30 protein-coding genes are annotated in these 25,602 nt (G+C 62.3%); 16 read left to right on the plus strand and 14 right to left on the minus strand.

The window, feature by feature from the left end; all coding sequences use genetic code 11:
- Nucleotides 1-15: 15 nt before the first annotated feature.
- Nucleotides 16-522: a peptide deformylase gene (def, locus tag ACF8RA_RS18025; RefSeq protein ID WP_003253111.1), complete on the minus strand. Its 507-nt coding sequence runs from the start codon at nt 520-522 to the stop codon at nt 16-18.
- A 206-nt stretch (nt 523-728) separates the two neighbouring features.
- Between def and dprA the strand changes: the two genes are divergently transcribed.
- The 4 genes from dprA to ACF8RA_RS18045 all read left to right on the plus strand — a co-directional run bounded on the left by dprA (nt 729) and on the right by ACF8RA_RS18045 (nt 4,000).
- On the plus strand, nt 729-1,826 hold the full coding sequence (gene dprA, locus ACF8RA_RS18030) for a DNA-processing protein DprA (RefSeq protein WP_019436826.1): 1,098 nt from the start codon (nt 729-731) through the stop codon (nt 1,824-1,826).
- Between the two features lie 42 nt (nt 1,827-1,868).
- Nucleotides 1,869-2,426, plus strand: a complete 558-nt coding sequence (locus tag ACF8RA_RS18035; protein ID WP_014859478.1) for an L-threonylcarbamoyladenylate synthase — start codon at nt 1,869-1,871, stop codon at nt 2,424-2,426.
- A gap of 333 nt (nt 2,427-2,759) precedes the next feature.
- Nucleotides 2,760-3,254, plus strand: a complete 495-nt coding sequence (locus ACF8RA_RS18040) for a hypothetical protein (protein ID WP_064492537.1) — start codon at nt 2,760-2,762, stop codon at nt 3,252-3,254.
- Between the two features lie 428 nt (nt 3,255-3,682).
- The gene (locus tag ACF8RA_RS18045; RefSeq protein ID WP_049588432.1) at nt 3,683-4,000 is read left to right on the plus strand and encodes a hypothetical protein; all 318 of its coding nucleotides are present in this window, start codon (nt 3,683-3,685) and stop codon (nt 3,998-4,000) included.
- A gap of 127 nt (nt 4,001-4,127) precedes the next feature.
- Here the strand turns inward: ACF8RA_RS18045 and ACF8RA_RS18050 are convergent, their stop codons facing one another.
- Nucleotides 4,128-5,105 carry an NADPH:quinone reductase gene (locus tag ACF8RA_RS18050; RefSeq protein WP_176682978.1) on the minus strand — a complete coding sequence of 326 codons (978 nt, stop codon included), beginning with the start codon at nt 5,103-5,105 and terminating at the stop codon, nt 4,128-4,130.
- Between the two features lie 134 nt (nt 5,106-5,239).
- Here ACF8RA_RS18050 and hemF point away from each other — a divergent pair, with 134 nt between their 5' ends.
- Together hemF and aroE are read left to right on the plus strand one after the other, a co-directional pair.
- Nucleotides 5,240-6,151, plus strand: coding sequence for an oxygen-dependent coproporphyrinogen oxidase (hemF, locus tag ACF8RA_RS18055; RefSeq protein ID WP_176682979.1), 912 nt, complete (start codon nt 5,240-5,242; stop codon nt 6,149-6,151).
- Between the two features lie 25 nt (nt 6,152-6,176).
- Nucleotides 6,177-7,001 (plus strand): shikimate dehydrogenase, encoded by an 825-nt coding sequence (gene aroE, locus ACF8RA_RS18060; protein WP_003253098.1) that lies wholly within the window; start codon nt 6,177-6,179, stop codon nt 6,999-7,001.
- A 129-nt stretch (nt 7,002-7,130) separates the two neighbouring features.
- Here aroE and ACF8RA_RS18065 read toward each other — a convergent pair whose 3' ends face one another.
- The 3 genes from ACF8RA_RS18065 to betC all read right to left on the minus strand — a co-directional run bounded on the left by ACF8RA_RS18065 (nt 7,131) and on the right by betC (nt 11,296).
- On the minus strand, nt 7,131-8,696 hold the full coding sequence (locus tag ACF8RA_RS18065; RefSeq protein ID WP_176682980.1) for a SulP family inorganic anion transporter: 1,566 nt from the start codon (nt 8,694-8,696) through the stop codon (nt 7,131-7,133).
- A 144-nt stretch (nt 8,697-8,840) separates the two neighbouring features.
- Nucleotides 8,841-9,764, minus strand: a complete 924-nt coding sequence (gene choX / locus ACF8RA_RS18070; RefSeq protein WP_176682981.1) for a choline ABC transporter substrate-binding protein — start codon at nt 9,762-9,764, stop codon at nt 8,841-8,843.
- 14 nt (nt 9,765-9,778) lie between these two features.
- A complete protein-coding gene (gene betC / locus ACF8RA_RS18075; protein ID WP_176682982.1) occupies nt 9,779-11,296 on the minus strand; it encodes a choline-sulfatase in 1,518 nt (505 codons plus the stop codon).
- A 108-nt stretch (nt 11,297-11,404) separates the two neighbouring features.
- Here betC and ACF8RA_RS18080 point away from each other — a divergent pair, with 108 nt between their 5' ends.
- Nucleotides 11,405-12,304, plus strand: a complete 900-nt coding sequence (locus ACF8RA_RS18080) for a choline sulfate utilization transcriptional regulator (protein ID WP_176682983.1) — start codon at nt 11,405-11,407, stop codon at nt 12,302-12,304.
- 120 nt (nt 12,305-12,424) lie between these two features.
- On the opposite strand, the gene ACF8RA_RS18085 is transcribed toward ACF8RA_RS18080, so the two are convergent.
- Nucleotides 12,425-13,042, minus strand: coding sequence for an NAD(P)H-binding protein (locus ACF8RA_RS18085; protein WP_176682984.1), 618 nt, complete (start codon nt 13,040-13,042; stop codon nt 12,425-12,427).
- 52 nt (nt 13,043-13,094) lie between these two features.
- Here ACF8RA_RS18085 and ACF8RA_RS18090 point away from each other — a divergent pair, with 52 nt between their 5' ends.
- Complete coding sequence (locus ACF8RA_RS18090; RefSeq protein ID WP_020189868.1) at nt 13,095-13,427, plus strand: DOPA 4,5-dioxygenase family protein; 333 nt, start codon at nt 13,095-13,097, stop codon at nt 13,425-13,427.
- Between the two features lie 120 nt (nt 13,428-13,547).
- Here the strand turns inward: ACF8RA_RS18090 and trpA are convergent, their stop codons facing one another.
- Nucleotides 13,548-14,357, minus strand: coding sequence for a tryptophan synthase subunit alpha (trpA, locus tag ACF8RA_RS18095; RefSeq protein WP_176682985.1), 810 nt, complete (start codon nt 14,355-14,357; stop codon nt 13,548-13,550).
- Nucleotides 14,354-15,571 (minus strand): tryptophan synthase subunit beta, encoded by a 1,218-nt coding sequence (trpB, locus tag ACF8RA_RS18100; protein WP_010951489.1) that lies wholly within the window; start codon nt 15,569-15,571, stop codon nt 14,354-14,356. Before trpB ends, trpA begins: the two co-directional genes overlap by 4 nt.
- A 110-nt stretch (nt 15,572-15,681) precedes the next feature.
- Here trpB and ACF8RA_RS18105 point away from each other — a divergent pair, with 110 nt between their 5' ends.
- Nucleotides 15,682-16,578 carry a LysR family transcriptional regulator gene (locus ACF8RA_RS18105; protein ID WP_176682986.1) on the plus strand — a complete coding sequence of 299 codons (897 nt, stop codon included), beginning with the start codon at nt 15,682-15,684 and terminating at the stop codon, nt 16,576-16,578.
- Here the strand turns inward: ACF8RA_RS18105 and ACF8RA_RS18110 are convergent.
- Entirely contained in the window at nt 16,575-16,898 is a 324-nt protein-coding gene (locus ACF8RA_RS18110; protein ID WP_016712811.1) for a YqjD family protein, read from the minus strand. The genes ACF8RA_RS18105 and ACF8RA_RS18110 overlap by 4 nt on opposite strands.
- A 150-nt stretch (nt 16,899-17,048) precedes the next feature.
- Here ACF8RA_RS18110 and ACF8RA_RS18115 point away from each other — a divergent pair, with 150 nt between their 5' ends.
- Nucleotides 17,049-17,264 (plus strand): dodecin, encoded by a 216-nt coding sequence (locus tag ACF8RA_RS18115; protein WP_012269893.1) that lies wholly within the window; start codon nt 17,049-17,051, stop codon nt 17,262-17,264.
- A 101-nt stretch (nt 17,265-17,365) separates the two neighbouring features.
- A complete protein-coding gene (locus ACF8RA_RS18120; RefSeq protein ID WP_020191565.1) occupies nt 17,366-17,587 on the plus strand; it encodes a DUF1161 domain-containing protein in 222 nt (73 codons plus the stop codon).
- A 101-nt stretch (nt 17,588-17,688) separates the two neighbouring features.
- Here the strand turns inward: ACF8RA_RS18120 and ACF8RA_RS18125 are convergent, their stop codons facing one another.
- Nucleotides 17,689-18,693: an LLM class flavin-dependent oxidoreductase gene (locus ACF8RA_RS18125; RefSeq protein ID WP_176682987.1), complete on the minus strand. Its 1,005-nt coding sequence runs from the start codon at nt 18,691-18,693 to the stop codon at nt 17,689-17,691.
- Nucleotides 18,694-18,845: 152 nt separating this feature from the next.
- Between ACF8RA_RS18125 and ACF8RA_RS18130 the strand changes: the two genes are divergently transcribed.
- Nucleotides 18,846-19,271 (plus strand): OsmC family protein, encoded by a 426-nt coding sequence (locus ACF8RA_RS18130; protein WP_176682988.1) that lies wholly within the window; start codon nt 18,846-18,848, stop codon nt 19,269-19,271.
- A 75-nt stretch (nt 19,272-19,346) separates the two neighbouring features.
- A complete protein-coding gene (locus ACF8RA_RS18135; RefSeq protein ID WP_209968977.1) occupies nt 19,347-19,580 on the plus strand; it encodes a DUF1161 domain-containing protein in 234 nt (77 codons plus the stop codon).
- A gap of 35 nt (nt 19,581-19,615) precedes the next feature.
- On the opposite strand, the gene ACF8RA_RS18140 is transcribed toward ACF8RA_RS18135, so the two are convergent.
- Together ACF8RA_RS18140 and ACF8RA_RS18145 are read right to left on the minus strand one after the other, a co-directional pair.
- The gene (locus ACF8RA_RS18140) at nt 19,616-20,029 is read right to left on the minus strand and encodes a hypothetical protein (protein ID WP_176682990.1); all 414 of its coding nucleotides are present in this window, start codon (nt 20,027-20,029) and stop codon (nt 19,616-19,618) included.
- Nucleotides 20,030-20,084: 55 nt separating this feature from the next.
- Nucleotides 20,085-20,498, minus strand: a complete 414-nt coding sequence (locus ACF8RA_RS18145; RefSeq protein WP_176682991.1) for a hypothetical protein — start codon at nt 20,496-20,498, stop codon at nt 20,085-20,087.
- 85 nt (nt 20,499-20,583) lie between these two features.
- Here ACF8RA_RS18145 and ACF8RA_RS18150 point away from each other — a divergent pair, with 85 nt between their 5' ends.
- The gene (locus tag ACF8RA_RS18150; protein ID WP_392519406.1) at nt 20,584-21,657 is read left to right on the plus strand and encodes an aminopeptidase; all 1,074 of its coding nucleotides are present in this window, start codon (nt 20,584-20,586) and stop codon (nt 21,655-21,657) included.
- 109 nt (nt 21,658-21,766) lie between these two features.
- Here ACF8RA_RS18150 and ACF8RA_RS18155 read toward each other — a convergent pair whose 3' ends face one another.
- Nucleotides 21,767-22,417, minus strand: coding sequence for an HAD family hydrolase (locus ACF8RA_RS18155; protein WP_176682993.1), 651 nt, complete (start codon nt 22,415-22,417; stop codon nt 21,767-21,769).
- Nucleotides 22,418-22,534: 117 nt separating this feature from the next.
- Nucleotides 22,535-23,083: a gamma carbonic anhydrase family protein gene (locus ACF8RA_RS18160; protein ID WP_176682994.1), complete on the minus strand. Its 549-nt coding sequence runs from the start codon at nt 23,081-23,083 to the stop codon at nt 22,535-22,537.
- A 66-nt stretch (nt 23,084-23,149) separates the two neighbouring features.
- On the opposite strand from ACF8RA_RS18160, the gene prlC reads away from it, so the two are divergent.
- Together prlC and ACF8RA_RS18170 are read left to right on the plus strand one after the other, a co-directional pair.
- Nucleotides 23,150-25,237: an oligopeptidase A gene (prlC, locus tag ACF8RA_RS18165; RefSeq protein WP_176682995.1), complete on the plus strand. Its 2,088-nt coding sequence runs from the start codon at nt 23,150-23,152 to the stop codon at nt 25,235-25,237.
- The gene (locus tag ACF8RA_RS18170; protein ID WP_010951500.1) at nt 25,234-25,515 is read left to right on the plus strand and encodes a YheV family putative zinc ribbon protein; all 282 of its coding nucleotides are present in this window, start codon (nt 25,234-25,236) and stop codon (nt 25,513-25,515) included. The genes prlC and ACF8RA_RS18170 overlap by 4 nt, the downstream gene beginning before the upstream one ends.
- The last annotated feature ends 87 nt before the right edge of the window (nt 25,516-25,602 follow it).

The following is a 25,602-nucleotide window of genomic DNA, read 5'->3' on the forward strand; positions in this document are numbered from 1 at the left end:
TCAGGAAGGTGGGGATCAGGCTTGCTGGCGGTGCTGCTTTTCCAGCTTCTTCTTGATCCGGTCGCGCTTGAGCTGCGACAGGTAGTCGACGAACAGCTTGCCGTTGAGGTGGTCGAATTCGTGCTGTACGCACACTGCCAGCAGGCCTTCGCATTCCAGTTCGAACGGCTTGCCGTCGCGGTCCTGGGCCTTGACCCGGACACGCAGCGGGCGGTCGACGTTCTCGTAGAAGCCCGGTACCGACAGGCAGCCCTCCTGGTACTGGCCCATGTCATGGGTCAGCTCTTCGACCGACGGGTTGATGAAGACGCGCGGTTCGCTGCGGTCTTCGCTGAGGTCCATGACCACAACCTGCTTGTGCACGTTCACCTGGGTAGCGGCCAGGCCGATGCCAGGGGCTTCGTACATGGTTTCAAACATGTCGTCGATCAGCTGACGCAGGGCGTCGTCGAACTCCGTCACCGGTTTGGCGAGGGTGCGCAGGCGCGGGTCCGGGAATTCGAGAATGTTCAAGATGGCCATAAGGTCAGGCAGTCACTGTGCGTTCGGTTGAAAACTGAGCACACATAATAAAGGGAAACGGGGATTTCGGCACCTGGCAAGCTCGTCTAGGGTGACTATGGGCTTGATAGCCCCCAATCAATGGACAGCTTTTCAAAGTGTTACTCACAGAGTTATCCACAGCTTGTACCACGTAAATGGCCCTGTTTCGATCAAGGATGATCTCAATGCCCAGTCACCATTCGTCGCCCTGCCCGCCTGCCGAACTGGAGGCACGCTTACGCCTGCATCGCCTCCCCGAGGCTGGACTGCGGCGCTTTCGAACGTTGCTCGAAGCCTTCGGCAGTGCCTCCTCCGCGCTCAGTGCTCCCGCTTCGGCCTGGCGAGCGTTGGGCATTCCCCAAGCCACCATCGATGCCCGGCGCAGTGCCGAGGTACGCGATGGCGCACTGGCTGCAATGGCTTGGCTGGAGCGCCCTGGCCAGCATTTGCTGATGTGGGACGGCCCAGACTACCCAGCCTTGCTGGCAGAAATCGACGATGCCCCGCCGCTGCTTTTTGTCGCTGGCGAACCTGCCTTGCTCGATCGCCCTCAGCTGGCCATCGTGGGCAGCAGACGTGCCACACCCCCGGCGCTCGACACCGCTCGGGCATTTTCCCGCTACCTCGCGCAGGCCGGCTTCACCATTACCAGCGGGCTGGCGGTGGGGGTCGACGGTGCCGCTCATCGGGCCGCGTTGCAGGCTGGCGGCGGCACGATTGCCGTGCTCGGTACGGGCTTGCAAAAACTTTATCCACAGCGGCATCGGGACCTTGCGCAGGCGATGATCGACAACGGCAGTGCGCTGGTTTCCGAGTATCCCCTGGATGCCGGGCCGCTGCCCGGCAACTTCCCCCGGCGCAACCGCATCATCAGTGGGCTGTCGCTCGGTGTGCTGGTGGTCGAGGCGAGCCTCGCCAGCGGCTCGCTGATCACGGCGCGCCTGGCGGCGGAACAAGGCCGCGAGGTGTACGCCATTCCGGGCTCCATTCATCACCCGGGGGCCAAGGGCTGTCACCAGCTGATTCGTGATGGGGCGCTGCTGGTGGAAACTGTGGAGCAGATTCTGGAAAGCTTGCAGGGTTGGCAGAACCTGCCGCCTGCGGTTGTGGACAGGTTCGACCATCCCCTGCTTGCCCTGCTGCATGCCGCCCCCCAGACCAGTGAAAGCCTGGCCCACTGTAGCGAGCAGCCGCTGGCCGACGTGCTGGCGCAGTTGACCGAGCTGGAGCTGGAAGGCCGGGTCAGCAATGAAGCCGGGCGTTGGTTTGCCCGCGCGGGCTAAGTACACTGCTCACATGCAAGGTATATAGGCGGAGAAACAGCAATGGTGAGCAGTTTTCGTGTGCAACAAGCCGCACGTGAGATCCGGGCGGGCGCGGTGATCGCCTACCCGACGGAAGCGGTCTGGGGCCTGGGCTGCGACCCATGGAACGAGGACGCGGTGTATCGCCTGTTGGCGCTGAAGTCGCGTCCTGTGGATAAAGGGCTGATTCTGATCGCTGACAACATCCGTCAGTTCGACTTCCTGTTCGAGGACTTCCCCGAAGACTGGATCGACCGCATGAGCAGCACCTGGCCGGGGCCGAACACCTGGCTGGTGCCGCACCAGGACCTGTTGCCCGAATGGGTGACCGGGCAGCATGACACGGTGGCGCTGCGGGTCAGTGATCACCCGGTGGTGCGTGAGCTGTGCGCGCTGGTGGGGCCGTTGATTTCCACCTCGTGCAACCCTGGCGGGCGCCCGGCGGCGAAGACCCGCTTGCGGGTTGAGCAGTACTTCCATGGCCAGTTGGACCTGGTGCTGGGTGGTGCGCTGGGCGGGCGGAAGAACCCGAGTGTGATTCGCAACCTGGCAACCGGCGAAGTCGTTCGCCCGGGTTGATAACAATCCACAGGCCTGGCTCGGGACTCGGGCCCTGTGGGAGCGGGCGCGCCCGCGAAGAATACAACTCGGTGCCTGGCACGGGCTTCGCCCGTGTTCGCGGGCATGCCCGCTCCCACGAGGTTAGGGCCAATTCACCGCAGATTTTTCTGATTATGTCTCGAATGGCTGTCCGGTACTGAGTTTGGGAAATTTCTTACTCCCTGCGTCCACAGTCTTCACCTTCCCTGTATAAACCCCAGCCCCTAGCTTGCTAGCCATGCGTCGCACGTGCGGCGCTCGATCTTTGACGCTAGCAAGAACCGTCGCCAATCGGCGGGAGTACTGGGGAACATGCCGCTATTCGAAAATGCCGAGTACCTGATAAGGGCGAATCTTGAGCAGCTTGCGTCCAACCACCGGGTCAGGGCGGTGGAAATTGGTAGGTTCACCGCTGATCAGTTTGACGCGATCAATAGGCAGAAGGACGGGCAGGATTTGCCACAGCTTGAGGACCCAGGCATCGTTTTCATCGGTAGCCATGCCTACAGAAGCCGGGTAGTACGAGATGGTTACACCATCGATGACATGATTCTGCAGATCAAGGCAGCACTGGCTGCGACGTCGATCTGGAAAAGTGCCACGCACATGACTGCCCTTCGCAGCACGTTTGGTCGCGATGATGGCTATGGTAACGAGGTCTTCGATGAGGCGATTTTTGAACTGACGGCCCGCAAGCCCAAGGCAGAGCTCTATTCCATCATCCCGAAAGGGGATAGAAACAAGCCAAAAAATAAAGGCCGCTTAAGCGGCCTAAATGGCGGGGATGCACTCGCCCGGATAACTTGAAACTCAACCGGCGCACCAGCACATCCTCAAGCAGAAAGGCTACGCTTCCGAATCTGTACGGTCAAGCCGGGATCTTTTTCTCGCGTGCTATAGATGGGCCTTCTGTGGCTTTCTAAGTGATCAGGGTTTTCTGATTTTTGCCAAAATATCTGTCCAGCTGGGCACTTCGGAAATATCCTACGACCCGCGTCTCCTTCCATCACCTTCTAAGTGGGAACCTCTGCCTCTAGGCTCTATCCGTCGCCGAATAACTTGGCGATCGGGTGTGGTAGCCCGGATGCATTTTTTCCATGACAGTCTATGGTGGCTGTGCGTGGGAGGCTTTCGAGCCTGCCTGGATTGGAAAATGCCCGGGTCTACCACCTCGCGTACAGTCGCCACCCATTCACGTGGTAGTGAAGGTTGGCGGCCTTGAGGAGCATTTTCCAATGATGAAGAAAATAGTCCCCGATCCACCTCTCCCATGCACCTCCACCCGCCCCTTCGGCCGCTGCGATGCCGGCCACGATCCACTCTTCACCGTCAACCCAAACATTTCTGCCGAGGACGCTCTGGTCCACGTAGCCCTGTACCTGCGCAGCGCTTACGAAACCGGCTACAAAGCTTTGGACTACATGCGTGAAGAAGGCCGTGGCATGTTCTGGTCGAACCTGCATGCGATTGAGATGGCAGAGGGTGTGATCGAGGCGATACTCGATGGCATCGAGTCGACGCCATCGCCGTCACGCCCAGCCTCCAAGGCATAGCGAAGTTATCGAAGCCGACGCAGTACCTGTGGGAGCGGGCTTGCCCGCGAACACCGGCAAAGCCGGTGCCATCCATCGCGGTGGCTTCTTCGCGGGTAAACCCGCTCCTACAGGGAATGTGTGTGGCTTAGGGGATTAGTACAGTCGATCCTACAGTCCGCCGCGCCGACAGCTCTGCCTGCGCCTGGGCCGCCTCGCTCAGTGGATACCGCTGCTGGATATCCACAACCAGCTTCCCGCTCGCAATCATCGCAAACAGGTCATCGGCCATGGCCTGGGTGTTCTCGGCATTGTTGGCATAGGTGGCCAAGGTCGGCCGGGTGACATACAGCGAGCCCTTCTGCGCCAGGATCCCCAGGTTCACCCCGCTCACCGCACCGGAAGCATTGCCAAAGCTCACCATCAACCCACGCGGGCGCAGGCAGTCCAGCGAGGTCAGCCAGGTGTCGGCACCCACGCCGTCATACACCACCGGGCATTTCTTGCCGTCGGTCAGCTCCAGTACGCGCTTGGCCACATCTTCACGGCTGTAGTCGATGGTCGCCCAAGCCCCCAGCGCCTTGGCCCGCTCTGCCTTCTCGGCAGAGCTCACGGTGCCGATCAGCTTGGCGCCCAGGGCCTTGGCCCACTGGCAGGCCAGCGACCCTACACCACCGGCTGCGGCATGGAACAGGATCACATCACCCGCCTTCACCTCATAGGTCTGCTTCAGCAGGTACTGTACGGTCAAACCCTTGAGCATCACCGCCGCCGCCTGCTCGAAGCTGATGGTGTCCGGCAGCTTGACCAGGTTGGCTTCCGGTAGCGTATGCACCTCGCTGTAGGCGCCCAGCGGGCCGCCGGCATGTGCCACACGGTCTCCTACCTTCAGCCGGGACACGCCTTCGCCCACAGCCTCTACCACACCTGCCGCTTCTGTACCCAGCCCAGAAGGCAGGGACGGCGGCGCATACAGCCCGCTTCGGAAGTAGGTGTCGATGAAGTTCAGGCCGATCGCATGGTTACGCACACGCACCTGCTGTGGCCCGGGCGGGGTGGGTTCGAATTCCACAAACTGCAGCACTTCCGGGCCGCCATGCTGGCTGAACTGGATACGCTTGGCCATCTCGCACTCCTGTAGTCGGGATCGGGAAAGGCCTTCTATCGGACGCCTTTGCTTGGTCGTCGTCAACTGCGGCGCGCGCGCTGGCGGTGGTATGCTACGCGGCGAATTCTTCCCTGCCCGTTCCTGGTGACCCGATGACTAGCCGCACCGAGGCCGTGAAAGCCTACCTGCTCGACCTGCAAGACCGCATCTGCTCTGCCCTCGAAACAGAAGACGGCGGTGCCCGCTTCGTCGAGGACGCCTGGGTGCGCGAAGCCGGTGGCGGGGGCCGCACGCGGGTTATCGGTGAGGGCAAAGTGATCGAAAAAGGTGGGGTCAACTTCTCCCATGTGTTTGGTGCCGGCCTGCCGCCGTCGGCCAGTGCCCACCGCCCCGAACTGGCAGGCCGTGGTTTCGAAGCCTTGGGCGTGTCGCTGGTGATACACCCGCACAACCCGCATGTGCCCACTTCCCACGCCAACGTTCGCTTCTTCATCGCCGAAAAGGAAGGTGAAGAGGCCGTATGGTGGTTCGGCGGCGGCTTTGACCTGACGCCATACTATGGCAACGAAGAAGACTGCATTCATTGGCACCGAGTGGCCGAGCAGGCTTGCGCGCCGTTTGGCGCCGACGTGTACCCACGCTATAAAGCCTGGTGCGATCGCTACTTCCACCTCAAGCACCGTGGCGAGCCACGGGGTATTGGCGGCTTGTTCTTCGATGACCTGAACGAGTGGGACTTCGACACTTGCTTCGCCTTCATCCGCGCCATTGGCGATGCCTTCGTCGACGCCTACCTGCCGATCGTCCAGCGCCGCAAGAACACGCCCTACACCCCGCAGCAGCGCGAGTTCCAGGAATACCGCCGTGGCCGGTACGTGGAGTTCAACCTGGTCTATGACCGCGGCACCCTGTTCGGCCTGCAGTCCGGTGGCCGCACCGAATCCATCCTCATGTCGCTGCCACCGCAGGTGCGTTGGGGCTATGACTGGAAGGCCGCGCCTGGTAGTGAAGAGGCGCGCCTGACAGAGTACTTCCTGCAAGACCGTGACTGGCTCGGCCAGTAAGCCTGTGGATAAACAAGGAGCCGTCATGGATCAGTACGTCGTTTTTGGTAACCCCATCGGCCACAGCAAGTCGCCGCTGATCCACCGCCTGTTCGCCGAGCAGACCGGTCAGGACCTGGAATATGCCACGCTGCTGGCGCCGCTGGACGAATTCAGCGACTGCGCGCGCGGCTTCTTCAAGCAAGGCAGTGGCGGCAACGTCACCGTGCCGTTCAAGGAAGAGGCTTACCGCCTGTGCGACAGCCTGACCCCGCGTGCCCGGCGCGCAGGCGCAGTGAACACGCTGAGCAAGCTGGCTGATGGCACCCTGCAGGGCGACAACACCGACGGCGCTGGCCTGGTGCGCGACCTGACGGTGAATGCCGGGGTCGAGCTGGCGGGCAAGCGTATTCTCATCCTCGGTGCCGGTGGCGCCGTGCGCGGCGTGCTGGAGCCTATTCTGGCGCACAAGCCGCAGTCGCTGGTGATTGCCAACCGTACCGTGGAAAAGGCCGAGCAGCTGGCGCGCGAGTTCGATGAACTGGGGCCGGTGGTGGCCAGCGGGTTTGCCTGGTTGCAGGAACCTGTGGATGTGATCATCAACGCCACCTCGGCGAGCCTGGCCGGGGAATTACCACCGATTGCCGACAGCCTGGTCGAGGCGGGTCGTACGGTTTGCTACGACATGATGTATGGCAAGGAGCCGACGCCGTTTTGCCAGTGGGCGACCAAGCTGGGGGCTGCCAAGGTGCTGGATGGGTTGGGGATGCTGGCCGAGCAGGCGGCTGAAGCCTTCTTTATCTGGCGTGGCGTGAGGCCGGATACGGCGCCGGTGTTGGCTGAACTGCGCCGGCAACTCGCTCGGGGCTGAGATGGCCGGGCCCGCTTTGCGGCCCTATCGCGACGCAAGGCCGTTCCCACAAAGTACGTCGTACGCCGATCCTCTGTGGGAGCGGCCTTGTGTCGCGATGGGCTGCAAAGCAGCCCCAGCATCCCAACCTCATTCCTCAAACCGGATCGGGCATAACTCCACCCCTTCCAGCTTCTGCAACTCCTCGATCACCTGCGGCCTGGCCCGGTGCAAGGTCAAACTCCCCCCCAAGCGCCGCAACCGCCGCGCCTCGCGGTGCAACATATCCACACCCGAGTAATCGATGAAATTCACCTGCCGGGCATCGATCACTACATGCGGCCCCTGGCAGCGCTGCAAGCGCACCTGCAGGTAATGCGCCGCACCAAAGAAAATCGACCCACCTACCCGCAAGACATCCGCGTCCCCTTCACGGCTTTGTTGGATCCGTGGTCGTGAGGTGCGCTTCAAATAGAAGAACAGCGAAGCCAGCACGCCGGCATAGATGGCCGTCTGCAGTTCCAGCAGCAATGTCGCTGCAGCCGTCAGCGCCATCACCAGAAACTCAGAGCGGCTGACCCGGAACAATGCACGGATCCCTCGGTGGTCCACCAACCCCCAGCAGATCAGCAGAATGCTGCCGGCCATGGCCGGTATCGGCAGGTGCGCGATCAGGCCGGCGCCGGTCACCGCGAACAACGCCACCCACAGCGCCGAAAACACCCCGGCCATGGGCGAGCGGGCGCCCGCCTCATAGCTCAGGCCCGAGCGGGTGAAGGAACCGGCAGACAGGTAACCAGAGAAAAATGCACCGGCAATGTTCGACAGGCCCTGTGCGCGTATTTCCTGGTCCGGGTCGATCAGTTGTTCTGAACGTGCCGACAACGAACGGGCAATCGACAGACTGGTGACCAACCCCAGCATGCCTACCGCCACGGCGCTGGGCAGCAGACGCAACATGAGCTCCACGTCCAGCAAAGGCAGCGGGCTGAAAGGCGGGAGTTGCCCGGTGAACGCTGCCACCCGCGGCACATGGCCAAAGAAGCCCGGCATCAGCCAGGCCAGCAAGCTGACCAGGATCAGGCTTATCAACAGGCTCGGCCAGCGTGGGCGCCAGAGTTTGAAGGCCACACCGATCACGACGGTGGCCAGGCCCAGCAGCAAGGAAGGCAGGTCGACCTCGCCTGCGTGGCTGGCCAGGTCCTGTACGGTCATCAGCGCGGTGGCCTGGCTGGGCAGGGCCATGCCCAGCAGGTTGGGTAGCTGGCCCAAGGCAATGACGATGGCGGCACCCAGCGTGAAACCGAGCACCACGGAATGGGAGACGAAGTTGACCAGCGCGCCGAAGCGCAACAGCCCGAGCAGCAGCTGGAAAATGCCGCCGAGGAAGGTCAGCAGCAACACCAGCGTGATGTAGTCAGCGCTACCGGCCACGGCCAGCGGGCTGATGCTGGCGTAGAGCACGATGGAAATGGCCGCGGTCGGGCCGCAGATCAGGTACCAGGAAGAGCCCCACAGGCAGGCAATCAGTACCGGCACAACGGCAGCATAGAGCCCGTATTCGGCGGGCAGGCCGGCGATCAGGGCGTAGGCGATGGATTGCGGCAGGGCGAGGATGGCGCCGCTCAGGCCTACCAGCAGGTCCTGGCGCAGGTTGCGGCCCGATTGGCGGGGAAGCCAGCTGAGGAAGGGCAGCAGTAAAGAGAGGCGATGCATGGGTTATCCACAATCCTTAAGGGGTCGCCAAGCCCTGTGGGAGCGGGCATGCCCGCGAAAAAGCCAACGCGTTGCTTGGCACCGGCTTTGCCGGTGTTCGCGGGCGCGCCCGCTCCCACAGGGTTGGTGTGTTGCTTTGTGAGATTACAGTTTGGCTTTGACGGCCTCCAGGGCATCCCCATCGGCCTTGGTGGTAACCCCGGCCAACCACCCATCCAATCGTTCAGGATGCGCTTTCACCCAGGCCTTGGCCGCTTCATCGAAACTGATCTTCTTGTCCACCACCTCGGCCATGATGCTGTTTTCCATGTCCAGTGTGAACTTAAGGTTACCTAGCAGCTTCGCGGCATTCGGGCAGGCTTGTGGATAACCCTTGCGGGTCAGCGTGTATACCTCGCCTTTGCTGCCGAACCACTTTTCACCACCGGTCAGGTAGTGCATTTTCAGCTTCACGTTCATCGGGTGCGGGGTCCAGCCAAGGAAGGTGATGAATTGCTGCTTCTTCACCGCCCGGTCGACCTGGGCCAGCATCGCCTGCTCGCTGGACTCCACCAGCTTCCACTGGCCGAGGTTGAATTCATTCTTGTCGATGATTTTCTTGAGCGACAGGTTGGCCGGGGCGCCGGAGCCGATTCCGTACAGCTTTTTGTCGAACTGCCCGGCGTGTTTTTGCAGGTCAGCGAAGTCCTTCACCCCGGCATTCCACACATAGTCGGGCACTGCGAGGGTGAACTCGGTTCCCTCCAGGTTGCGCGACAGCTTCTGCACATCGCCGTTGGCGATGAACTTGTCATGGAAACCTTGATGTGCGGGCATCCAGTTGCCGAGGAAGGCGTCGACCTGGCCGTCCTTGAGGCCGCCGTAGATGATCGGTACGGCCAGGCTGTCGATCTTCACCTGGTAACCCAGGCTTTCCAGTAACAGGCGTGCCACGGCATTGGTTGAGGCAATATCACTCCAGCCGGGGTCGGCCATTTTCACGGTACTGCATTGCGCATCGCTGTCTGCGGCGTGGGCCGTGGTGGCGCTCAGGGCCAGGGCGAACACGGCGGCGGAGAACTTGTGCATGGCGGCCTCTCTTCTCAATCCAGGGGGGCGGGCTGTGGATAACGTGCCTTGCGTTCGAGGTCATCGAGATCGATGTGGTTGCGCATGTACTGCTGGCTGGCGTCCACCAGTGGTTGGTGGTCCCAGCTTTTCAGCTTGCCGATGGCCAGCGCTTCAGCCACCAGCCGGCGGCGGCGCTGGCTGGCCAGTACCTGCTGGCGCAGGCTGGGGATGTCCCAGCGCCGTTGCGCTTCATCGACAAATGCCTGCAGCAGCGTCTGGTGGTCCGGGCTGCCGGTGAGGTTCTCCCGCTCGTGCGGGTCGCGGCTCAGGTCATAGAGTAGACATGGGTCGTCTTCGCTGTACACGAACTTGTAGTGCCCGCGGCGGATCATCATCAGCGGGCCGACGGTGCCTTCGGCCATGTACTCGCCGATCACCTCGTCGTGACCGCCCTGCCCTTGCAGGTGGCCCAACAGTGAGCGGCCATCCAGATGCAGGTCTTTACTCACAGCGCCGCCAGCCAGTTCGACCAAGGTTGGCAACAGGTCGCAGGTCGACACCGAGGCAGTGACCCGGCCCGCTGCGAAGTGCTTCGGCGCATGGATCAGCAGCGGCACCCGCGCCGACATTTCGAACCAGTGCATTTTGTACCAGAGGCCACGTTCGCCAAGCATGTCGCCGTGGTCGCCGGAAAACACGATCAGTGTGTCATCGGCCAGGTTGCATTCCTCCAGGGTCTGCAGCAGTTGGCCAATGTTGTCATCGATATAGCTGCACGCGCCGAAGTAGGCGCGGCGGGCGTCGCGGACCTTGTCCACAGGCAATGGCTTGTCCCACAGGTCGTAGACCTTCAGCAAGCGCTGCGAATGCGGGTCGAGTGCTGCCTGGCTGAACTCGGCACGGGGCATGGGGATATCCACACCTTCGTAGCGGTCCCAGTAGCGTTTGGGAATGGTGTAGGGGTCGTGCGGGTGCGTCATCGAAACGGTCAGGCAAAATGGCCGGCCATCGTTTTCGCGCACATGGTCGTACAGGTACTGGCGCGCCTTGAACACCACCTCCTCGTCGAAATCCAGCTGATTGGTGCGCACGCACGGACCCGCCTGCAGCACCGAGGACATGTTGTGGTACCAGCTTGGACGCACATCGGGTTCGTCCCAGTTCACCGCCCAACCATAGTCGGCCGGGTAGATGTCGCTGGTCAGGCGTTCTTCATAGCCGTGCAACTGGTCGGGGCCGCAGAAGTGCATCTTGCCTGACAGCGCGGTGCGGTAGCCCAGGCGACGCAGGTAATGGGCGTAGGTCGGCACATCGGCAGGGAAGTCGGCCGCGTTATCGTAGGCGCCAATACGGCTGGGCAACTGACCGCTGACCAGGGTGAAGCGTGATGGCGCGCACAGTGGGCTGTTGCAGTAGGCCGAGTCGAACACCACGGCGTGCTCGGCCAGGCGGCCGAGGTGGGGCATCTGGATGGGCGAAGGGCCGTAGATCGGCAGCAAGGGCGCGGCCATCTGGTCGGCCATGATGAACAGGATATTCGGACGCGTCATGGGGGCTTCCATCTTTGAGGGTTATGCGAACCGCTTGCCTACCAAGATGCGACTGTGGATAACATGGGTAAAGCCCATGGCGGGCAATGACTGGGATTAGCTACGCTTATGTTTGACCACCTTGCCGGGTTGTCGCTGGATACCTTGCGTGTATTCGAGGCTGCTGCGCGCCTGCGTGGCTTTACCGCTGCGGCGCTGGAGTTGGGTACCACGCAGCCGGCAGTGAGCCAGCAGGTGAAGCGCCTGGAGGCACAGTTGGGCACGCGCCTGTTTGACCGCATTTACCGGGGCATCGAGCTGACCGAGGCTGGCCAGGTGCTGTTCGAACAGGTGCAACAGGGGCTGCAGGCCATGGATGACGGTATCGCCCAGGCCAGCGGGCGTGGCCAGCATGAAGTGCTGCAGGTGGCCACCGACTTTGCCTTTGCGGCGTTCTGGTTGATGCCAAGGCTGCAACGCTTTCATGAGGCTTATCCACAGGTGGATGTGAGCCTGGTGACGGGTGAGCGCAGCCAGGGCATGTTGCGCCCGGACATCGATGTGGCGGTGCTGTTTGGCGATGGACGCTTTCATCAAGGAGAAAGCCGGTGGCTATTCGATGAGGAAGTCTTCCCGGTGTGCAGCCCCCGCCTGACTCATGGCAAAGCCTTGTCAGCTGTGGCTTTGCAACGATTGCCGCTGTTGCATTTGAAGGGCGAGCAGGCCAGCCGCTGGTTTGACTGGGCGGGGGTATTTCGTGGGTTTGGTGTGACCAGCCCACCGCCAGCGGGGCAGTTGCGGTTTGATAACTATACGTTGCTGATTCAGGCAGCGATTGCCGGGCAAGGGGTGGCGATTGGCTGGGGGCACCTGGTGGATGGGTTGGTGGAGCAAGGGTTGCTGTGCCGGCCGCTGGAGGGGAGTTTGCGCTCGGAACGCGGCTACTACGTAGTCTTACCGCCGCGCAAGCGGCGTGGGGCGTTGATCGAGCGGTTCGTGGATTGGTTGGAGCAGGAGCGCATCCTTTGAGATTTTGGGGCCGCTTTGCGGCCCATCGCGACACAAGGCCGCTCCCACAGTGGCACTGCGCACGCTGGCCCATGGGAGCGGCCTTGCGTCGCGATGGGCTGCGCAGCAGCCCCCGGCAATTTAGACCACGAAGTTCAGGTGCTCGCCCTGGTGCAAGTCCAGCTCCAGCATGTCCACCATCCCCGCTGCGATCCTGGACAAGCGCCGCAACGGCTCAGCCAGCCCAGGCTCCAGCGTGCCTTCGGTACTGCGAAAATGCTCCATGCCCAACCCGGCCAGTTCCTGCGGTGCATTGATCAGCGTCCAGTGCAAGGCACTGCGCTGCAACCCATCAACCACCTGGGCCACGCATTCCCGCTCCACCTCGCTGTACTTGCCCGGTTCATCCAGCACATCGAAATCGCCCACAAGCAGCAGCCGGCGTATAGTCGTACGCGCAAGCCCCGCCACCAGCGCCTCGCTCAAGCGTGCCTGCCCCGGCAGGTCACCCGGCGCCAGCGCTGGTAACAGGGCGATCACCGCCGAGCCGCCCGCTGCGCCCTGCTCCGCCTGGTGGGCATCACCCAGCCCCCCTATCTTGAAGTGCAGGCCCGGGCGCGGCGAATGGCGGTTGAGGTCGTCGACCACGGCGATGACTTCGTGCTGGCGCGACAGCAGCTCGACCATCAGGGCATTGCCCAGGCTGCTTTCAGGCCCGAACAGGACCAGTTTGAACACTGGGGTTTCGGCGTTTTTCACTGCATCACTCCCGTTGCAGGTGGTGATGGTTGGACCGCAATCAGGAGTTATCGTGCAGAGGATCAAGGGTTACCACGCCCACGTTTATTACGACGCAGCCACCATGGAGCAGGCCCGCGAACTGTGCGAGGAGGCGGCGCGGCTGTTCCCCGTGACCATGGGGCGCATGCACCAGAAACCGGTTGGGCCGCATCCAGACTGGAGTTGCCAGCTGGCGTTCGGGCCGGAAGTGGTGGGGGTGGTTTTGCCTTGGTTGGCGCTGTACCGCAAGGGCCTGGTGGTATTCATGCATCCGGAAACCGGGGATGAACTGGCGGATCACCGGGATCATGCGATCTGGATGGGGGCCGTGCGGCCATTGAATCTATCGGTTTTTGGGGGCTAGGCGGGGGTTGCCTGTGCTGGCCTCTTCGCGGGTGAACCCGCTCCTACAACGATATCGCAGAGCCAGAGGGTGGCACTGGCCCCGTAGGAGCGGGTTTACCCGCGAAGCAGACGACGCGGTTTAGCGGCGTGCGCCACGCACCCCTTCAGCCAATGCCGAGCACAGGCTCAATACATCGGTCACCGCCTGATCGGCGCTCTTGGCCTGGGCGATCTTGTCGACCAGTGCCGAGCCCACCACCACACCATCCGCCAGGCGGGCAATGTTCGCAGCCTGTTCCGGCGTGCGAATGCCGAAGCCAACGCTGATCGGCAGATCGGTATGCCGACGCAGGCGGGCAATGGCTTCGGTCACATGCTCGGTGGTCGCCGAACCGGCACCGGTCACGCCGGCCACCGACACGTAGTAGACGAACCCGGAGCTGCGCTCCAGCACGCGCGGCAGGCGCGCGTCGTCGGTGGTCGGGGTGGTCAGGCGGATGAAGTCGATGCCTGCGGCCTGGGCCGGGGTAGCCAGTTCGGCGTCGTGCTCTGGCGGAAGGTCGACGATGATCAGGCCATCGACGCCCGCTGCGTTGGCTTCAGCCACGAACTTGTCCACGCCAAAGCGGTGGATCGGGTTGTAGTAGCCCATCAGCACGATTGGCGTGGTCTGGTTATCCACACGGAATTCGCGAACCATCTGCAGGGTCTTGGCCAAGGTCTGGCCAGCTTCAAGGGCGCGCAGGGTGGCCAGTTGGATGGCCACGCCATCGGCCATCGGGTCGGTGAACGGCATGCCCAGCTCGATCACGTCGGCGCCAGCAGCCGGCAGGCCCTTGAGGATCTGCAGCGAGGCGTCGTAGCCTGGGTCGCCAGCTGTGACGAAGGTGACCAGTGCCGAGCGGCCTTCGGCCTTCAGCTCGGCGAAGCGTTGTTCAAGACGGCTCATGCCTGTTTCTCCTGGGCGGCCATGTGGTTCATGACGGTTTGCATGTCTTTGTCGCCGCGGCCCGACAGGCACACGACCATCAGGTGGTCCTTGGGCAGCTTCGGTGCGCGCTTGATCGCTTCGGCCAAGGCGTGGGAGCTTTCCAGGGCTGGGATGATGCCTTCCAGACGGCAGGTTGCGTGGAACGCATCCAATGCTTCGTCGTCGGTGATGCTGACGTACTCGACGCGCTTCACCTCATGCAGATAGGCGTGCTCCGGGCCGATGCCCGGGTAGTCCAGGCCTGCGGAAATCGAGTGGGCATCGGTAATCTGGCCGTCTTGGTCCTGCAGCAGGTAGGTGCGGTTGCCGTGCAACACGCCCGGTACGCCGCCGTTCAGGCTGGCGGCGTGCTTGTCGGTGTGTACGCCGTGGCCACCGGCTTCAACGCCGATGATCTGCACGCTCGGCTCTTCGAGGAATTCATGGAACAGGCCCATGGCATTGGAGCCACCGCCGACGCAGGCAACCAGGCTATCAGGCAGGCGGCCTTCCTTCTCTTGCAACTGGGCACGGGTCTCTTTGCCGATGATCGACTGGAAGTCGCGCACCATGGCGGGGTATGGGTGTGGGCCAGCCACGGTGCCGATCAGGTAGAAGGTGTCTTCGACGTTGGTAACCCAGTCACGCAGGGCTTCGTTCATGGCGTCTTTCAGGGTGCCGGTGCCGGCGGTAACCGGCACGATCTCTGCGCCCAGCAGCTTCATGCGGAACACGTTCGCCTGCTGGCGCTCGATGTCGGTGGCACCCATGTAGATCACGCAAGGCAGGCCGAAGCGCGCGGCGACGGTGGCGGTGGCGACACCGTGCATGCCGGCGCCGGTTTCGGCGATCAGGCGCTTTTTGCCCATACGCTTGGCCAGCAGCACCTGGCCGATGCAGTTGTTCACCTTGTGCGCACCGGTATGGTTGAGCTCTTCACGCTTGAAGAAAATCTTCGCCCCGCCGCAATGCTCGGTCAGGCGCTCGGCGAAGTACAGTGGATTGGGGCGGCCGATGTAGTCGCGCTGGAAGTACGCCAGCTCTTCAAGGAACTTGGGGTCTGCCTTGGCCGCTTCGTATTCGCGGGCCAGGTCCAGCACCAGTGGCATCAGGGTTTCGGCCACATAGCGGCCGCCAAACGAGCCGAACAGGCCATTGGCGTCGGGGCCGGGGCGGTATTGGGACTGGGTCATGGGGCGCTCCAAGGCGTAGTGAATGAGTGATGGGCTTTACTCTAACCACGGCAAGCTCGGCTGAAAACCGATAAGATTGCGCAAACTTGTCAGAAAAACTCACAGGTAAAATGGCCCACGACCTCCCTCCCCTCAATGCCCTGCGTGCCTTCGAGGCTACAGCCAGGCTGAACAGTGTCAGCCAGGCAGCGGAAGCGCTACACGTGACCCACGGCGCTGTCAGCCGGCAGATCAAGGTGCTTGAGGAGCATCTGGGCGTCGCCCTTTTCGTCAAGGACGGGCGCGGCATCAAACTCACAGATGCGGGTGTTCGTCTGCGCGATGCCAGCGGTGAGGCCTTCGACCGGCTGCGCAGTGTGTGTTCCGAGCTCAGCCGTGATGTGAGTGAGGCGCCGTTCGTACTGGGCTGCTCGGGCAGCTTGCTGGCGCGCTGGTTCATCCCGCGGCTGGGGCGGTTGCAGGCGGATTTGCCTGAGCTGCGCTTGCACTTGTCGGCGGGTGAGGGCGACCTTGACCCGCGACGGCCTGGGCTGGATGCGTTGTTGGTGTATGCCGAGCCACCGTGGCCGGCGGACATGCAGGTGCATGTGCTGGCCGAGGAATGCATCGGACCGGTGCTCAGCCCGCATTTCGCAGGCTTCCAGCGCTTGCAGGGGGCGCCCGCCAAGGCGCTGCTGGGCGAAGCCTTGCTGCACACCACTTCACGCCCGCAAGCCTGGCCGACCTGGGCGCTGCAACAGGGCCTGGACCCGGCGGCCATTCACTATGGCCAGGCTTTCGAGCACCTGTATTACCTGCTGGAAGCTGCCGTGGCCGGATTGGGCGTGGCGATTGCACCGCAGCCACTGGTCGCCGATGACCTGCGGGCGGGCCGCTTGAGTGCGCCGTGGGGCTTTTCACCTACCCAGGCGGCGCTGGCATTGTGGGTGCCACGGCGCGCCGCAGACGGGCGCGCCGAGCAGTTGGCGCAGTGGTTACGGGCAGAACTTGCGCGGCAGGGCGCTTAGTTTCGCTTGCACATCAGGTACGCCGCCAGCAGGCCCAGCGCACCAATGGCCACACCGGCGGTGGTGTAGGGGTGTTCCTGGGCGTAGTCCCGGGTGGCTATGCCGGTCTGGCGGGTGCGCTGCTTCACTTCCTCGTACGCATCGCTCAGTAGGCTGCGCGAATGACGCAGTGCGCTTTCAGCGTTGCTGCGGATTGCCTTCACCGACTTCTGGGACTCTTCCGACGCATCATGCTTGAGGTTTTCCAAGCTTTTCAGAAGGCTCTCGATCTCCGCTTCCATGCTTTCCAGGGACGTTTTACGCAGCGAGTTACGGTGCATGTTGACTCTCCTTTGCAGTATGGGCTCTAAGGATTGCGACCCTTGGTCTGCGAGAAAGTGCGATCGAACTTTCGCTGACAGTGACCGCTCGCAGGTAAACCAGGCCTGCGCTGCTAGGCTGAAACTCACTGTCACCCATGGAGAGCACTCATGACCGATCATCACACCTACAAGAAAATCGAACTGGTAGGGTCTTCGCCCACCAGTATCGAAGACGCCATCAACAATGCTCTGGCTGAAGCCGGCAAAAGCATCAAGCACCTGGAATGGTTCGAAGTGGTCGATACCCGTGGCCATATCCGTGACAACAAGGCGGCGCACTTCCAGGTCACGCTGAAGGTCGGCTTCCGTATCGCCAATAGCTGATATAGCGTCGGGCTGCATGATCTCGGCGTGATGAGGTATTCAGGAACGGGGCGCCTTGGTGGGGTCCCCTTCTGATTTCATCTGCACAAGGAAAGCGAGTGATGAACAAACTGATTCTGGCGCTGGGCCTGATGACCCTGGCCGGTGGTGCGCTGGCAGCGGGCAAACCGTGTGAGGAACTGAAGGCGGAAATTGCGGCCAAGCTGGATGCCAAGGGCGTCACTGGCTACAAGCTGGAGATCGTCAAGAAAGGCGAGCCGGCGGGCAAGGTCATTGGTAGCTGTGAGGCCGGTACCAAGGAGATTGTGTACCGCCGCGGCTGATGGGCCCGCTCATACGCGGGCTTGCCCGCTCCCACAGTCCAACAGCGCAGGCCTTGAAGGCTCCAGTCAAACGGTGGAAACGGGCGAGCCCGCGACGAGGATCACTCGGTCTTGAGGGCCTGCGCCATCAGCTCATATGACCGAATGCGGTCCGCATGCTCATACAGGTCACAGGTAAAGATCAGCTCATCCGCACCCGTCTGTTCCAGCAGCACTTCTACCTTGGCCTTTACCTTCTGCGGGCTGCCGATCATGGCCAACCCCAGGAAGCTGCCCACCGTCTCTCGCTCATGGGGCAACCACAGCCCATCCATGCTTTCCACGGGTGGCTTCTGCATCAGGCTCTGTCCGCGAATCAGCGCCAGGATGCGCTGATAGACCGAGGTGGCCAGGTATTCGGCCTTCTCGTCGGTCTGCGCCACCACCATGGGAATGCCCAGCATCACATACGGCTTATCCAGCGTGGTCGAGGGCCTGAAATGGTTGCGATATACGCGAATTGCCTCGTGCATGTAGCGTGGTGCGAAATGCGAGGCGAAGGCGTAGGGCATGCCGCGCATGCCGGCCAGCTGGGCGCTGAACAGGCTGGATCCCAGCAACCACATTGGCACGTCGGTGTCGTGCCCGGGTACGGCGATCACTTTTTGATCATCGGTGCGTGGCCCGAGGTAGCGCGAAAGCTCCTCGACATCGTCCGGGAAGTCATCCGGGCTGCCAGCGCGCTCGCGTCGCAGGGCATAGGCGGTCATTTGGTCCGAACCCGGCGCACGGCCCAGGCCAAGGTCGATCCGCCCCGGATACAGGCTGGCCAAGGTGCCGAACTGCTCGGCAATTACCAGCGGCGCATGGTTGGGCAGCATTACCCCGCCAGAGCCCACGCGAATACGTGAGGTCCCACCGGCCAGGTAGCCGATCAGCACCGAAGTCGCCGAACTGGCGATGCCGTCCATGTTGTGGTGTTCGGCCACCCAAAAACGGTTATAGCCAAAGCGCTCGACATGCTGCGCCAGGTCCAGCGAGTTGCGCAGCGATTGCGCGGGGCCAGCGTCGGCGCGTACGGGCACCAGGTCCAGGGTGGAAATCTTCAGGTCACGCAGCTGCGTCATGGAGCCTCCGCAAAAGTGATTGGCCAGAGGCCTTTTTGATTCTGTATGGGCGCATTCGTTGGATTCAATGGCTGCAAGCATATTGCTCTGAACTTGCGGCAGTCGGCAGGCCTCTGAACCGTAGGTAAGCAACCCAGTGACCAGGAGGCATCATGAAAAAGACAGCATCGGCGATCTGGCAAGGTGGCCTGAAGGATGGAAAAGGTCTGCTTTCTACCGAAAGCGGCGCACTCAAGCAGAACCCTTATGGCTTCAATACACGTTTCGAGGGCACACCCGGTACCAACCCGGAGGAGCTGATCGGCGCGGCGCATGCCGGTTGTTTCTCGATGGCGCTATCAATGATGCTCGGCGAGGCGGGGCTTACCGCAGAGCGGATCGACACGGTTGCAGAGGTGACGCTCGACAAGCAAGCGGACGGTTTTGCCATTACTGCCGTGCACCTGGTGCTCAGGGCCAAGGTACCCGGGGCCAGCGAGGCTCAATTCCTGGAGATTGCCAACAAGGCGAAGGAAGGCTGCCCGGTGTCCAAGGTTTTGAATGCGAAGATCAGCCTGGATGCAGCGTTGGTGGGGTGAAACGGTGCAACGGTAGTGGTTTGCTGTAGTCTAAAGAAAGTCGGCAGCGCCACTGCCCTTTTCAGGAGCCGTTCCATGATTCGCGTAGCTACCGCTGTGTTGGCTACCCTTTTCGCCACGTCTGCGCTGGCGGCCGTCAAGCCATGCGAGGAGCTGAAAGCCGAGATCGAGGCCAAGATCCAGGCCCAAGGGGTTACGTCCTACACGCTGGAGATCGTGCCCAACAGCGAGGTCGAGGACCAGAACATGGTCGTCGGGACCTGCGATGGTGGGACGAAGAAGATCATCTATCAGAAGAACGATCGATAAGCATCAGGGCTCGGGGCTGCAAAGCAGCCCCGAATTCACGGTATGCAGAACACTTCGCTAGGCTCGTTCACCACCACCTTGCGGTTGGCGTCATACAGCAGTACCTGCGGCTCCATCACTGGCGCTCGCGCCTCCAGGCGATAGCGCTCGCCGGCCTTGAAGTTGTCAAAGCGCACGGTCAGGTAGCAGGTTCGGTCCCTGGGTTGTGACATGATGCCGCCCGAGTAGATTTCATAATCGAAGCGCACCACCAGTTCGTGCTTGCCCGGCGTCACCTGAAAGTAACGGCCATCCTCCAGGCGCTTGCCGTCAAGGCGGTCGGCCATGATCACCCGGCCGGGGGTCATGGTGTACAGGTCGACCCACGCCTGCTTCGGGTCGACGGGCGGCAAGGGGCTGGCGCAAGCCCCCAGTGTACTGAGGGCGATCAGCATCATGGGCTGGCGCATGGCGAAACTCCCACTTGCGATTTACAAGTAACAAGCATAGCGCCGTTTGTGCGGTTCAGGTGCGTTGGCAACCCGCCGGCAGCCCTTGACCCAGCAGTTTTTGCTGGTGGTCGTAGAGTTTGATCCAAGGGCGGAAGCCAATGCTGCCGGCCTGCAACTGATAACGCTGCCCGGCGCTGAAGTCCTTGAAGGTCAGCTTGATCTGGCAATCGCGCCACAGCGGCTTATCGACGGGGCCGATATTGCTGGGGTTAACCGGAAACTGATAGCGCACGGTCAGTTCATGGCTGCCGGGTTGAACCTCGAAATAGCGGCTGTCAGCCCAGTCACGTTCATCTACCTGCACGGCGTCCAGCGAGGTGTTGTCGTAGCGCGTGAGGTCGATCCAGGCCTGGTTCGGGTCTGGGGCTGGCAATGTTGAACAGGCAGCGATCAACACCAGTGAGCCGGCGACCAACAATGCACGCATGGCGAAACTCCCCCTTGGCGAGATAGTCTTGGAGCGAAATGGCCTTGAGCGAGTCAGACAGTCCCGGATGCTTCGACTTTTTCTTATGCAGCGCTCAGGCCTTGGGGCACTCGACCGCAATTTCACCCGTTTGGTTCCGCTGCTTGCGGCGCTTCTGCTGAACGGTTGCAGCAATGTCGCCTACTATGGGCAATTGGCGCAGGGCCAGTGGCAGTTGCTGCGGGCGCGGCAGCCTGTAGAGCAGGTATTGGCCGACCCTGCTACCCCTGCACCCTTGCGCGCGCACCTGCAACAGGCCGAACAGGCGCGGGTGTTTGCCAGCCAGCAATTGAAACTGCCGGACAACCGCAGCTACCGGGTATACGCCGACCTTGGCCGCCCTTACGTGGTGTGGAATGTGTTCGCCGCGCCCGAGTTGTCGTTGCAACCGGTAACGCACTGCTTTCCGATTGCCGGGTGCGTGGCGTACCGCGGCTACTACCGGCAAGGCGCGGCGCGAGGCGCGGCGGCGTTGATGCGCCAGGATGGCCTGGAGGTGTACGTAGGCGGTGTGGAAGCCTATTCGACCCTGGGTTGGTTCGATGACCCGATTTTGTCGTCGATGGTGGGCTGGGGCGATGAGCGCCTGGCTACGTTGATCTTTCATGAACTGGCCCACCAGCGCTTCTATGTGCAGGACGATACCGAGTTCAATGAATCGTTTGCCTCGTTCGTCGAGCAGGAGGGGACGCGGCAATGGCGCGCGGCGCGTGGGCTGGCGGCGGTTGGCGGGGATCAGGGAAAGCAGCGCGACCAGTTTATCCGCCTGGTGTTGGCCAGCCGTGAGCGATTGCAGGCAATTTATGCGGGGCCGTTGGATGATGCGCACAAGCGCCGGGCCAAGCAGGCCGAGTTTGAGCGTTTGAGGCGTGAATACCGGCAGGTGCGTGATGGCCAGTGGGGCGGTGACAAACGCTATGACGCCTGGATGTATGGGCCGATGAACAATGCCAAGTTGTTGCCGTTCGGGCTATATGACCAGTGGGTGCCGGCGTTTGCGGCGCTATTTCGTGAGGTGGGTGGGGATTGGGTTCGGTTTTACGCGCGGGTCGAGCATTTGGGGCGGTTGCCGATTGAAGAAAGGAAAGCGGCACTGCAGCGTTTGATGGTTAGCCTTTGAGATTTTGGGGCCGCTTTGCGGCCCATCGCGACACAAGGCCGCTCACACAAAGGCCCTGCTTACGCCGATCGATGTGGGAGGGCCGGCTGCAAAGCAGCTCTGCTGGCCCTCAAGCCTTGCTAAAAGCCTGATGCAAATCGGCTACCGTGGCGAAGTGGAAAGCGGGTTCTTCCGCCATCAGCTCTTCCCGGCTACCAAACCCGTATCCCACCGCCACTGCCTGCAGCCCGTTGCTGCGTGCGCCGATCAGGTCATGCTTGCGGTCACCGATCATCAGCGTCTGTGCAGGGTCCAGCCCTTCTTCATCCAGTAAATGGCGAATCAGCTCGACCTTGTTGGTGCGCGTGCCGTCCAGTTCACTGCCGTAGATCACCTTGAAGTGATGATCGAAGGCAAAGTGCCGGGCGATTTCGCGGGCGAACTCCCACGGTTTGGAGGTAGCAATGTACAACGTGCGGCCCTGCCCGTTCAGGGCTTCGAGCAATTCGGGCACGCCGGCGAACACCAGGTTTTCGTAAAGCCCGGTCACGCGGAAGCGCTCCCGGTAGAAGTTCACCGCATCCCAGGCCTTGGCTTCGTCGAAGCGGTAGAACTGCATGAAGGCCTGTAGCAGGGGGGGGCCGATGAAATGTTCGAGGCGGGCCAGGTCCGGTTCGTCGATACCCAGCTTGGCCAGGGCATACTGGATCGAGCGGGTGATGCCCAGGCGTGGGTCGGTCAGGGTGCCGTCGAGGTCGAAGAGGATGTTTTGCTGGTGCATGTACAGGGTTCCACTTGAGTGCTGCGTGGCCTTCTTCGCGGACATGCCCGCACAGGTAAAGCGCAGGCCTTGAAGGCGCCACTCAACCTGTGGGAGCGGGCGTGCCCGCGAATGCGGTCATTCAGGTTGATCGTAGCCTTCGGCCAGGTGCTGGTCCTTGAGCTTCACGTAGTTGCCGGCGCTGTAGGAGAAAAATGCGCGCTCCTTGTCGTTCAGCAGCCGGGCCTGTTTCACCGGGCTGCCCATGTACAGGTAGCCACTGACCAGGCGTTTGCCTGGCGGCACCAGGCTGCCAGCGCCGATGATCACTTCGTCCTCGACGATGGCACCGTCCATGATGGTGCTGCCCATGCCCACCAGGATGCGGTTGCCCAAGGTGCAGCCATGCAGCATCACCTTGTGCCCGATGGTCACTTCGTCACCGATGATCAGCGGGAAACCATCCGGGTTGAAAGGCCCTGCGTGGGTAATGTGCAGCACGCTGCCGTCCTGCACGCTGGTGCGCGCGCCAATGCGGATGCGGTGCATGTCGCCGCGCACCACGGTCAGCGGCCATATCGAACTGTCTGCACCGATCTCCACGTCGCCCAGCACCACCGCCGAACGGTCGACGAAGGCCCTGGGCCCAACTTTCGGAGTGTGTTGCTGGAAGCTGCGAATGGCCATGATAGCGTCTCTCATCTGTGCCGATAGGCAGGCTGCCTGCTGCGGTCGGCGTCGATTGTAATTAAGATGGGGCAGTGTTTCTTCTGCCAAGGTATCCAAACCGTGACTGCGAACAACCCGCTTCTGCAATCCCACGATCTGCCGCCCTTCTCGCAAATTCGTGCCGAACACGTGTTGCCGGCGATCGAAGCGATCTTGGCCGACAACCGTAAAGCCATTGCCGAGATCCTTGAAAAGCAGGGCAAGAACCCTACATGGGCCGGCCTGGTGCTGGCCATGGACGAACTGAACGACCGCCTGGGCGCCGCCTGGAGCCCGGTCAGCCACCTTAACGCGGTGTGCAACAGTGCCGAGTTGCGCGAGGCCTACGAGTCGTGCCTGCCGGCGTTGAGTGCCTACTCTACCGAACTGGGCCAGAACCGCGCGCTGTTCGAAGCTTACCAGGCGCTGATCGACAGCCCGGAGGCTGCCGGCTTCGACGTGGCGCAAAAGACTATCCTCGAGCACGCCTTGCGTGACTTCCGCCTGTCGGGTATCGACCTGCCGGCGGACAAGCAGCAGCGCTACGCCGAAGTGCAGAGCAAGCTCAGCGAGCTGGGCAGCCGTTTCTCCAATCAGCTGCTTGACGCCACCCAGGCATGGACCAAGCATGTTACCGACGAAGCTGCGCTGGCCGGCCTGACCGATTCGGCCAAGGCGCAGATGGCCGCTGCAGCCCAGGCCAAGGGCCTGGAGGGCTGGCTGATCACCCTCGAGTTCCCCAGCTACTACGCGGTGATGACCTACGCCAGCGACCGCGCCCTGCGCGAAGAGCTCTACGCCGCCTACTGCACCCGCGCCTCCGACCAGGGCCCGAATGCCGGGCAGTTCGACAACGGCCCGGTGATGCGCGAAATCCTCGACCTGCGCCAGGAACTGGCCGAACTGCTGGGCTACAAGAACTACGCCGAGCTGAGCCTGGCCACCAAGATGGCCGAGTCCAGCGACCAGGTGCTGAGTTTCCTGCGTGACCTTGCCAAGCGTTCCAAGCCGTTCGCCGCCCAGGACCTGCAACAGCTCAAGGCCTACGCTGCCGAACAAGGCTGCCCCGAGCTGGCCAGCTGGGACGCCGGCTACTTTGGCGAGAAGCTGCGCGAGCAGCGCTACAGCGTGTCGCAGGAAGCCCTGCGCGCCTACTTCCCGATCGACAAGGTGCTGGACGGCCTGTTCAGCATCGTGCAACGCCTGTACGGCATCGAAATCGCCGAGCTCAATGGCTTCGACAGCTGGCACCCGGACGTACGTCTGTTCGAGATCAAGGAAAACGGTCAGCACGTTGGCCGTTTCTTCTTCGACCTGTACGCCCGCGCCAACAAGCGTGGCGGCGCATGGATGGACGGCGCCCGTGACCGTCGCCGCACCGCCGGCGGCCAGCTGCAGAGCCCGGTGGCCAACCTGGTGTGCAACTTCACCCCGGCCGCGCCCGGCAAGCCCGCGTTGCTGACCCACGATGAAGTCACCACCCTGTTCCACGAATTCGGTCACGGCCTGCACCACATGCTGACCCGCATCGAGCATGCTGGCGTGTCCGGCATCAACGGCGTGGCCTGGGATGCGGTCGAGCTGCCAAGCCAGTTCATGGAAAACTGGTGCTGGGAGCCGGAAGGCCTGGCACTGATTTCGGGTCACTACGAAACCGGCGCCGCCCTGCCCCAGGACCTGCTGGACAAAATGCTGGCCGCGAAAAACTTCCAGTCGGGCATGATGATGGTGCGCCAGTTGGAGTTCTCGCTGTTCGATTTCGAGCTGCACGCCAGCCATGGCGACGGCCGCAGCGTATTGCAGGTGCTCGAAGGTGTGCGTGACGAGGTGTCGGTCATGCGCCCGCCGGCTTACAACCGCTTCCCCAACAGCTTTGCGCACATTTTCGCGGGTGGTTACGCGGCGGGCTACTACAGCTACAAGTGGGCCGAAGTGCTGTCGGCTGACGCCTTCTCGCGCTTCGAGGAAGAAGGCGTGCTGAACGCCGAGACCGGCCGCGCCTTCCGCGAGGCGATCCTGGCCCGTGGGGGTTCGCGCGAGCCGATGGAGCTGTTCGTCGACTTCCGTGGCCGTGAGCCTTCCATCGATGCATTGCTGCGCCACAGTGGTCTCACCGAGGACGCTGCAGCATGAGTGAGGTAGCTGTGAACAAGACCAAGAAGCGCTTCATTGCCGGTGCCGTGTGCCCGGCGTGCAGCGAGCCCGACAAGCTGATGATGTGGAACGAAGACGGCGTACCGCACCGCGAGTGTGTAGCTTGCGGCTTTACCGACACCCTCAACGAGCAGGGCTTGTCGGTGCCGAAGGAACTGGGCACCCGGGTCAACCACCTGGCGCCGAAAGCCGCGCCGGCCAAGGTGCAGACCGTGCAGTTCTTCCCAAATCCGAAGCTGAAAAAGCCGGCTGAGTAATACGGTCATGCCACCCGGGCGCAATGCCCGGGCAGGCATGGACAGGTGTTAGATAGTCAGGCCACCTGGCACACGCTGGCCATGCAA

Source organism: Pseudomonas sp. FYR_5 (genome assembly GCF_043106315.1).
GTDB classification, from domain to species: Bacteria; Pseudomonadota; Gammaproteobacteria; order Pseudomonadales; family Pseudomonadaceae; genus Aquipseudomonas; species Aquipseudomonas putida_Y.

Coding starts and splice junctions, on each gene's coding strand:
- ACF8RA_RS18145 (WP_176682991.1), bottom strand. CDS start 20,498: ATGCGTGCATTGTTGGTCGCCGGCTCACTGGTGTTGATCGCTGCCTGT.
- prlC (WP_176682995.1), top strand. CDS start 23,150: ATGGGGCAGTGTTTCTTCTGCCAAGGTATCCAAACCGTGACTGCGAAC.
- choX (WP_176682981.1), bottom strand. CDS start 9,764: ATGCACAAGTTCTCCGCCGCCGTGTTCGCCCTGGCCCTGAGCGCCACC.
- ACF8RA_RS18170 (WP_010951500.1), top strand. CDS start 25,234: ATGAGTGAGGTAGCTGTGAACAAGACCAAGAAGCGCTTCATTGCCGGT.
- ACF8RA_RS18050 (WP_176682978.1), bottom strand. CDS start 5,105: ATGGCCAAGCGTATCCAGTTCAGCCAGCATGGCGGCCCGGAAGTGCTG.
- dprA (WP_019436826.1), top strand. CDS start 729: ATGCCCAGTCACCATTCGTCGCCCTGCCCGCCTGCCGAACTGGAGGCA.
- ACF8RA_RS18135 (WP_209968977.1), top strand. CDS start 19,347: ATGATTCGCGTAGCTACCGCTGTGTTGGCTACCCTTTTCGCCACGTCT.
- ACF8RA_RS18105 (WP_176682986.1), top strand. CDS start 15,682: ATGGCCCACGACCTCCCTCCCCTCAATGCCCTGCGTGCCTTCGAGGCT.
- betC (WP_176682982.1), bottom strand. CDS start 11,296: ATGACGCGTCCGAATATCCTGTTCATCATGGCCGACCAGATGGCCGCG.
- ACF8RA_RS18040 (WP_064492537.1), top strand. CDS start 2,760: ATGCCGCTATTCGAAAATGCCGAGTACCTGATAAGGGCGAATCTTGAG.
- ACF8RA_RS18110 (WP_016712811.1), bottom strand. CDS start 16,898: ATGCACCGTAACTCGCTGCGTAAAACGTCCCTGGAAAGCATGGAAGCG.
- def (WP_003253111.1), bottom strand. CDS start 522: ATGGCCATCTTGAACATTCTCGAATTCCCGGACCCGCGCCTGCGCACC.
- hemF (WP_176682979.1), top strand. CDS start 5,240: ATGACTAGCCGCACCGAGGCCGTGAAAGCCTACCTGCTCGACCTGCAA.
- aroE (WP_003253098.1), top strand. CDS start 6,177: ATGGATCAGTACGTCGTTTTTGGTAACCCCATCGGCCACAGCAAGTCG.
- ACF8RA_RS18115 (WP_012269893.1), top strand. CDS start 17,049: ATGACCGATCATCACACCTACAAGAAAATCGAACTGGTAGGGTCTTCG.
- trpA (WP_176682985.1), bottom strand. CDS start 14,357: ATGAGCCGTCTTGAACAACGCTTCGCCGAGCTGAAGGCCGAAGGCCGC.
- ACF8RA_RS18045 (WP_049588432.1), top strand. CDS start 3,683: ATGATGAAGAAAATAGTCCCCGATCCACCTCTCCCATGCACCTCCACC.
- ACF8RA_RS18120 (WP_020191565.1), top strand. CDS start 17,366: ATGAACAAACTGATTCTGGCGCTGGGCCTGATGACCCTGGCCGGTGGT.
- ACF8RA_RS18035 (WP_014859478.1), top strand. CDS start 1,869: ATGGTGAGCAGTTTTCGTGTGCAACAAGCCGCACGTGAGATCCGGGCG.
- ACF8RA_RS18140 (WP_176682990.1), bottom strand. CDS start 20,029: ATGCGCCAGCCCATGATGCTGATCGCCCTCAGTACACTGGGGGCTTGC.
- ACF8RA_RS18160 (WP_176682994.1), bottom strand. CDS start 23,083: ATGGCCATTCGCAGCTTCCAGCAACACACTCCGAAAGTTGGGCCCAGG.
- ACF8RA_RS18125 (WP_176682987.1), bottom strand. CDS start 18,693: ATGACGCAGCTGCGTGACCTGAAGATTTCCACCCTGGACCTGGTGCCC.
- trpB (WP_010951489.1), bottom strand. CDS start 15,571: ATGACCCAGTCCCAATACCGCCCCGGCCCCGACGCCAATGGCCTGTTC.
- ACF8RA_RS18080 (WP_176682983.1), top strand. CDS start 11,405: ATGTTTGACCACCTTGCCGGGTTGTCGCTGGATACCTTGCGTGTATTC.
- ACF8RA_RS18065 (WP_176682980.1), bottom strand. CDS start 8,696: ATGCATCGCCTCTCTTTACTGCTGCCCTTCCTCAGCTGGCTTCCCCGC.
- ACF8RA_RS18130 (WP_176682988.1), top strand. CDS start 18,846: ATGAAAAAGACAGCATCGGCGATCTGGCAAGGTGGCCTGAAGGATGGA.
- ACF8RA_RS18155 (WP_176682993.1), bottom strand. CDS start 22,417: ATGCACCAGCAAAACATCCTCTTCGACCTCGACGGCACCCTGACCGAC.
- ACF8RA_RS18150 (WP_392519406.1), top strand. CDS start 20,584: ATGCAGCGCTCAGGCCTTGGGGCACTCGACCGCAATTTCACCCGTTTG.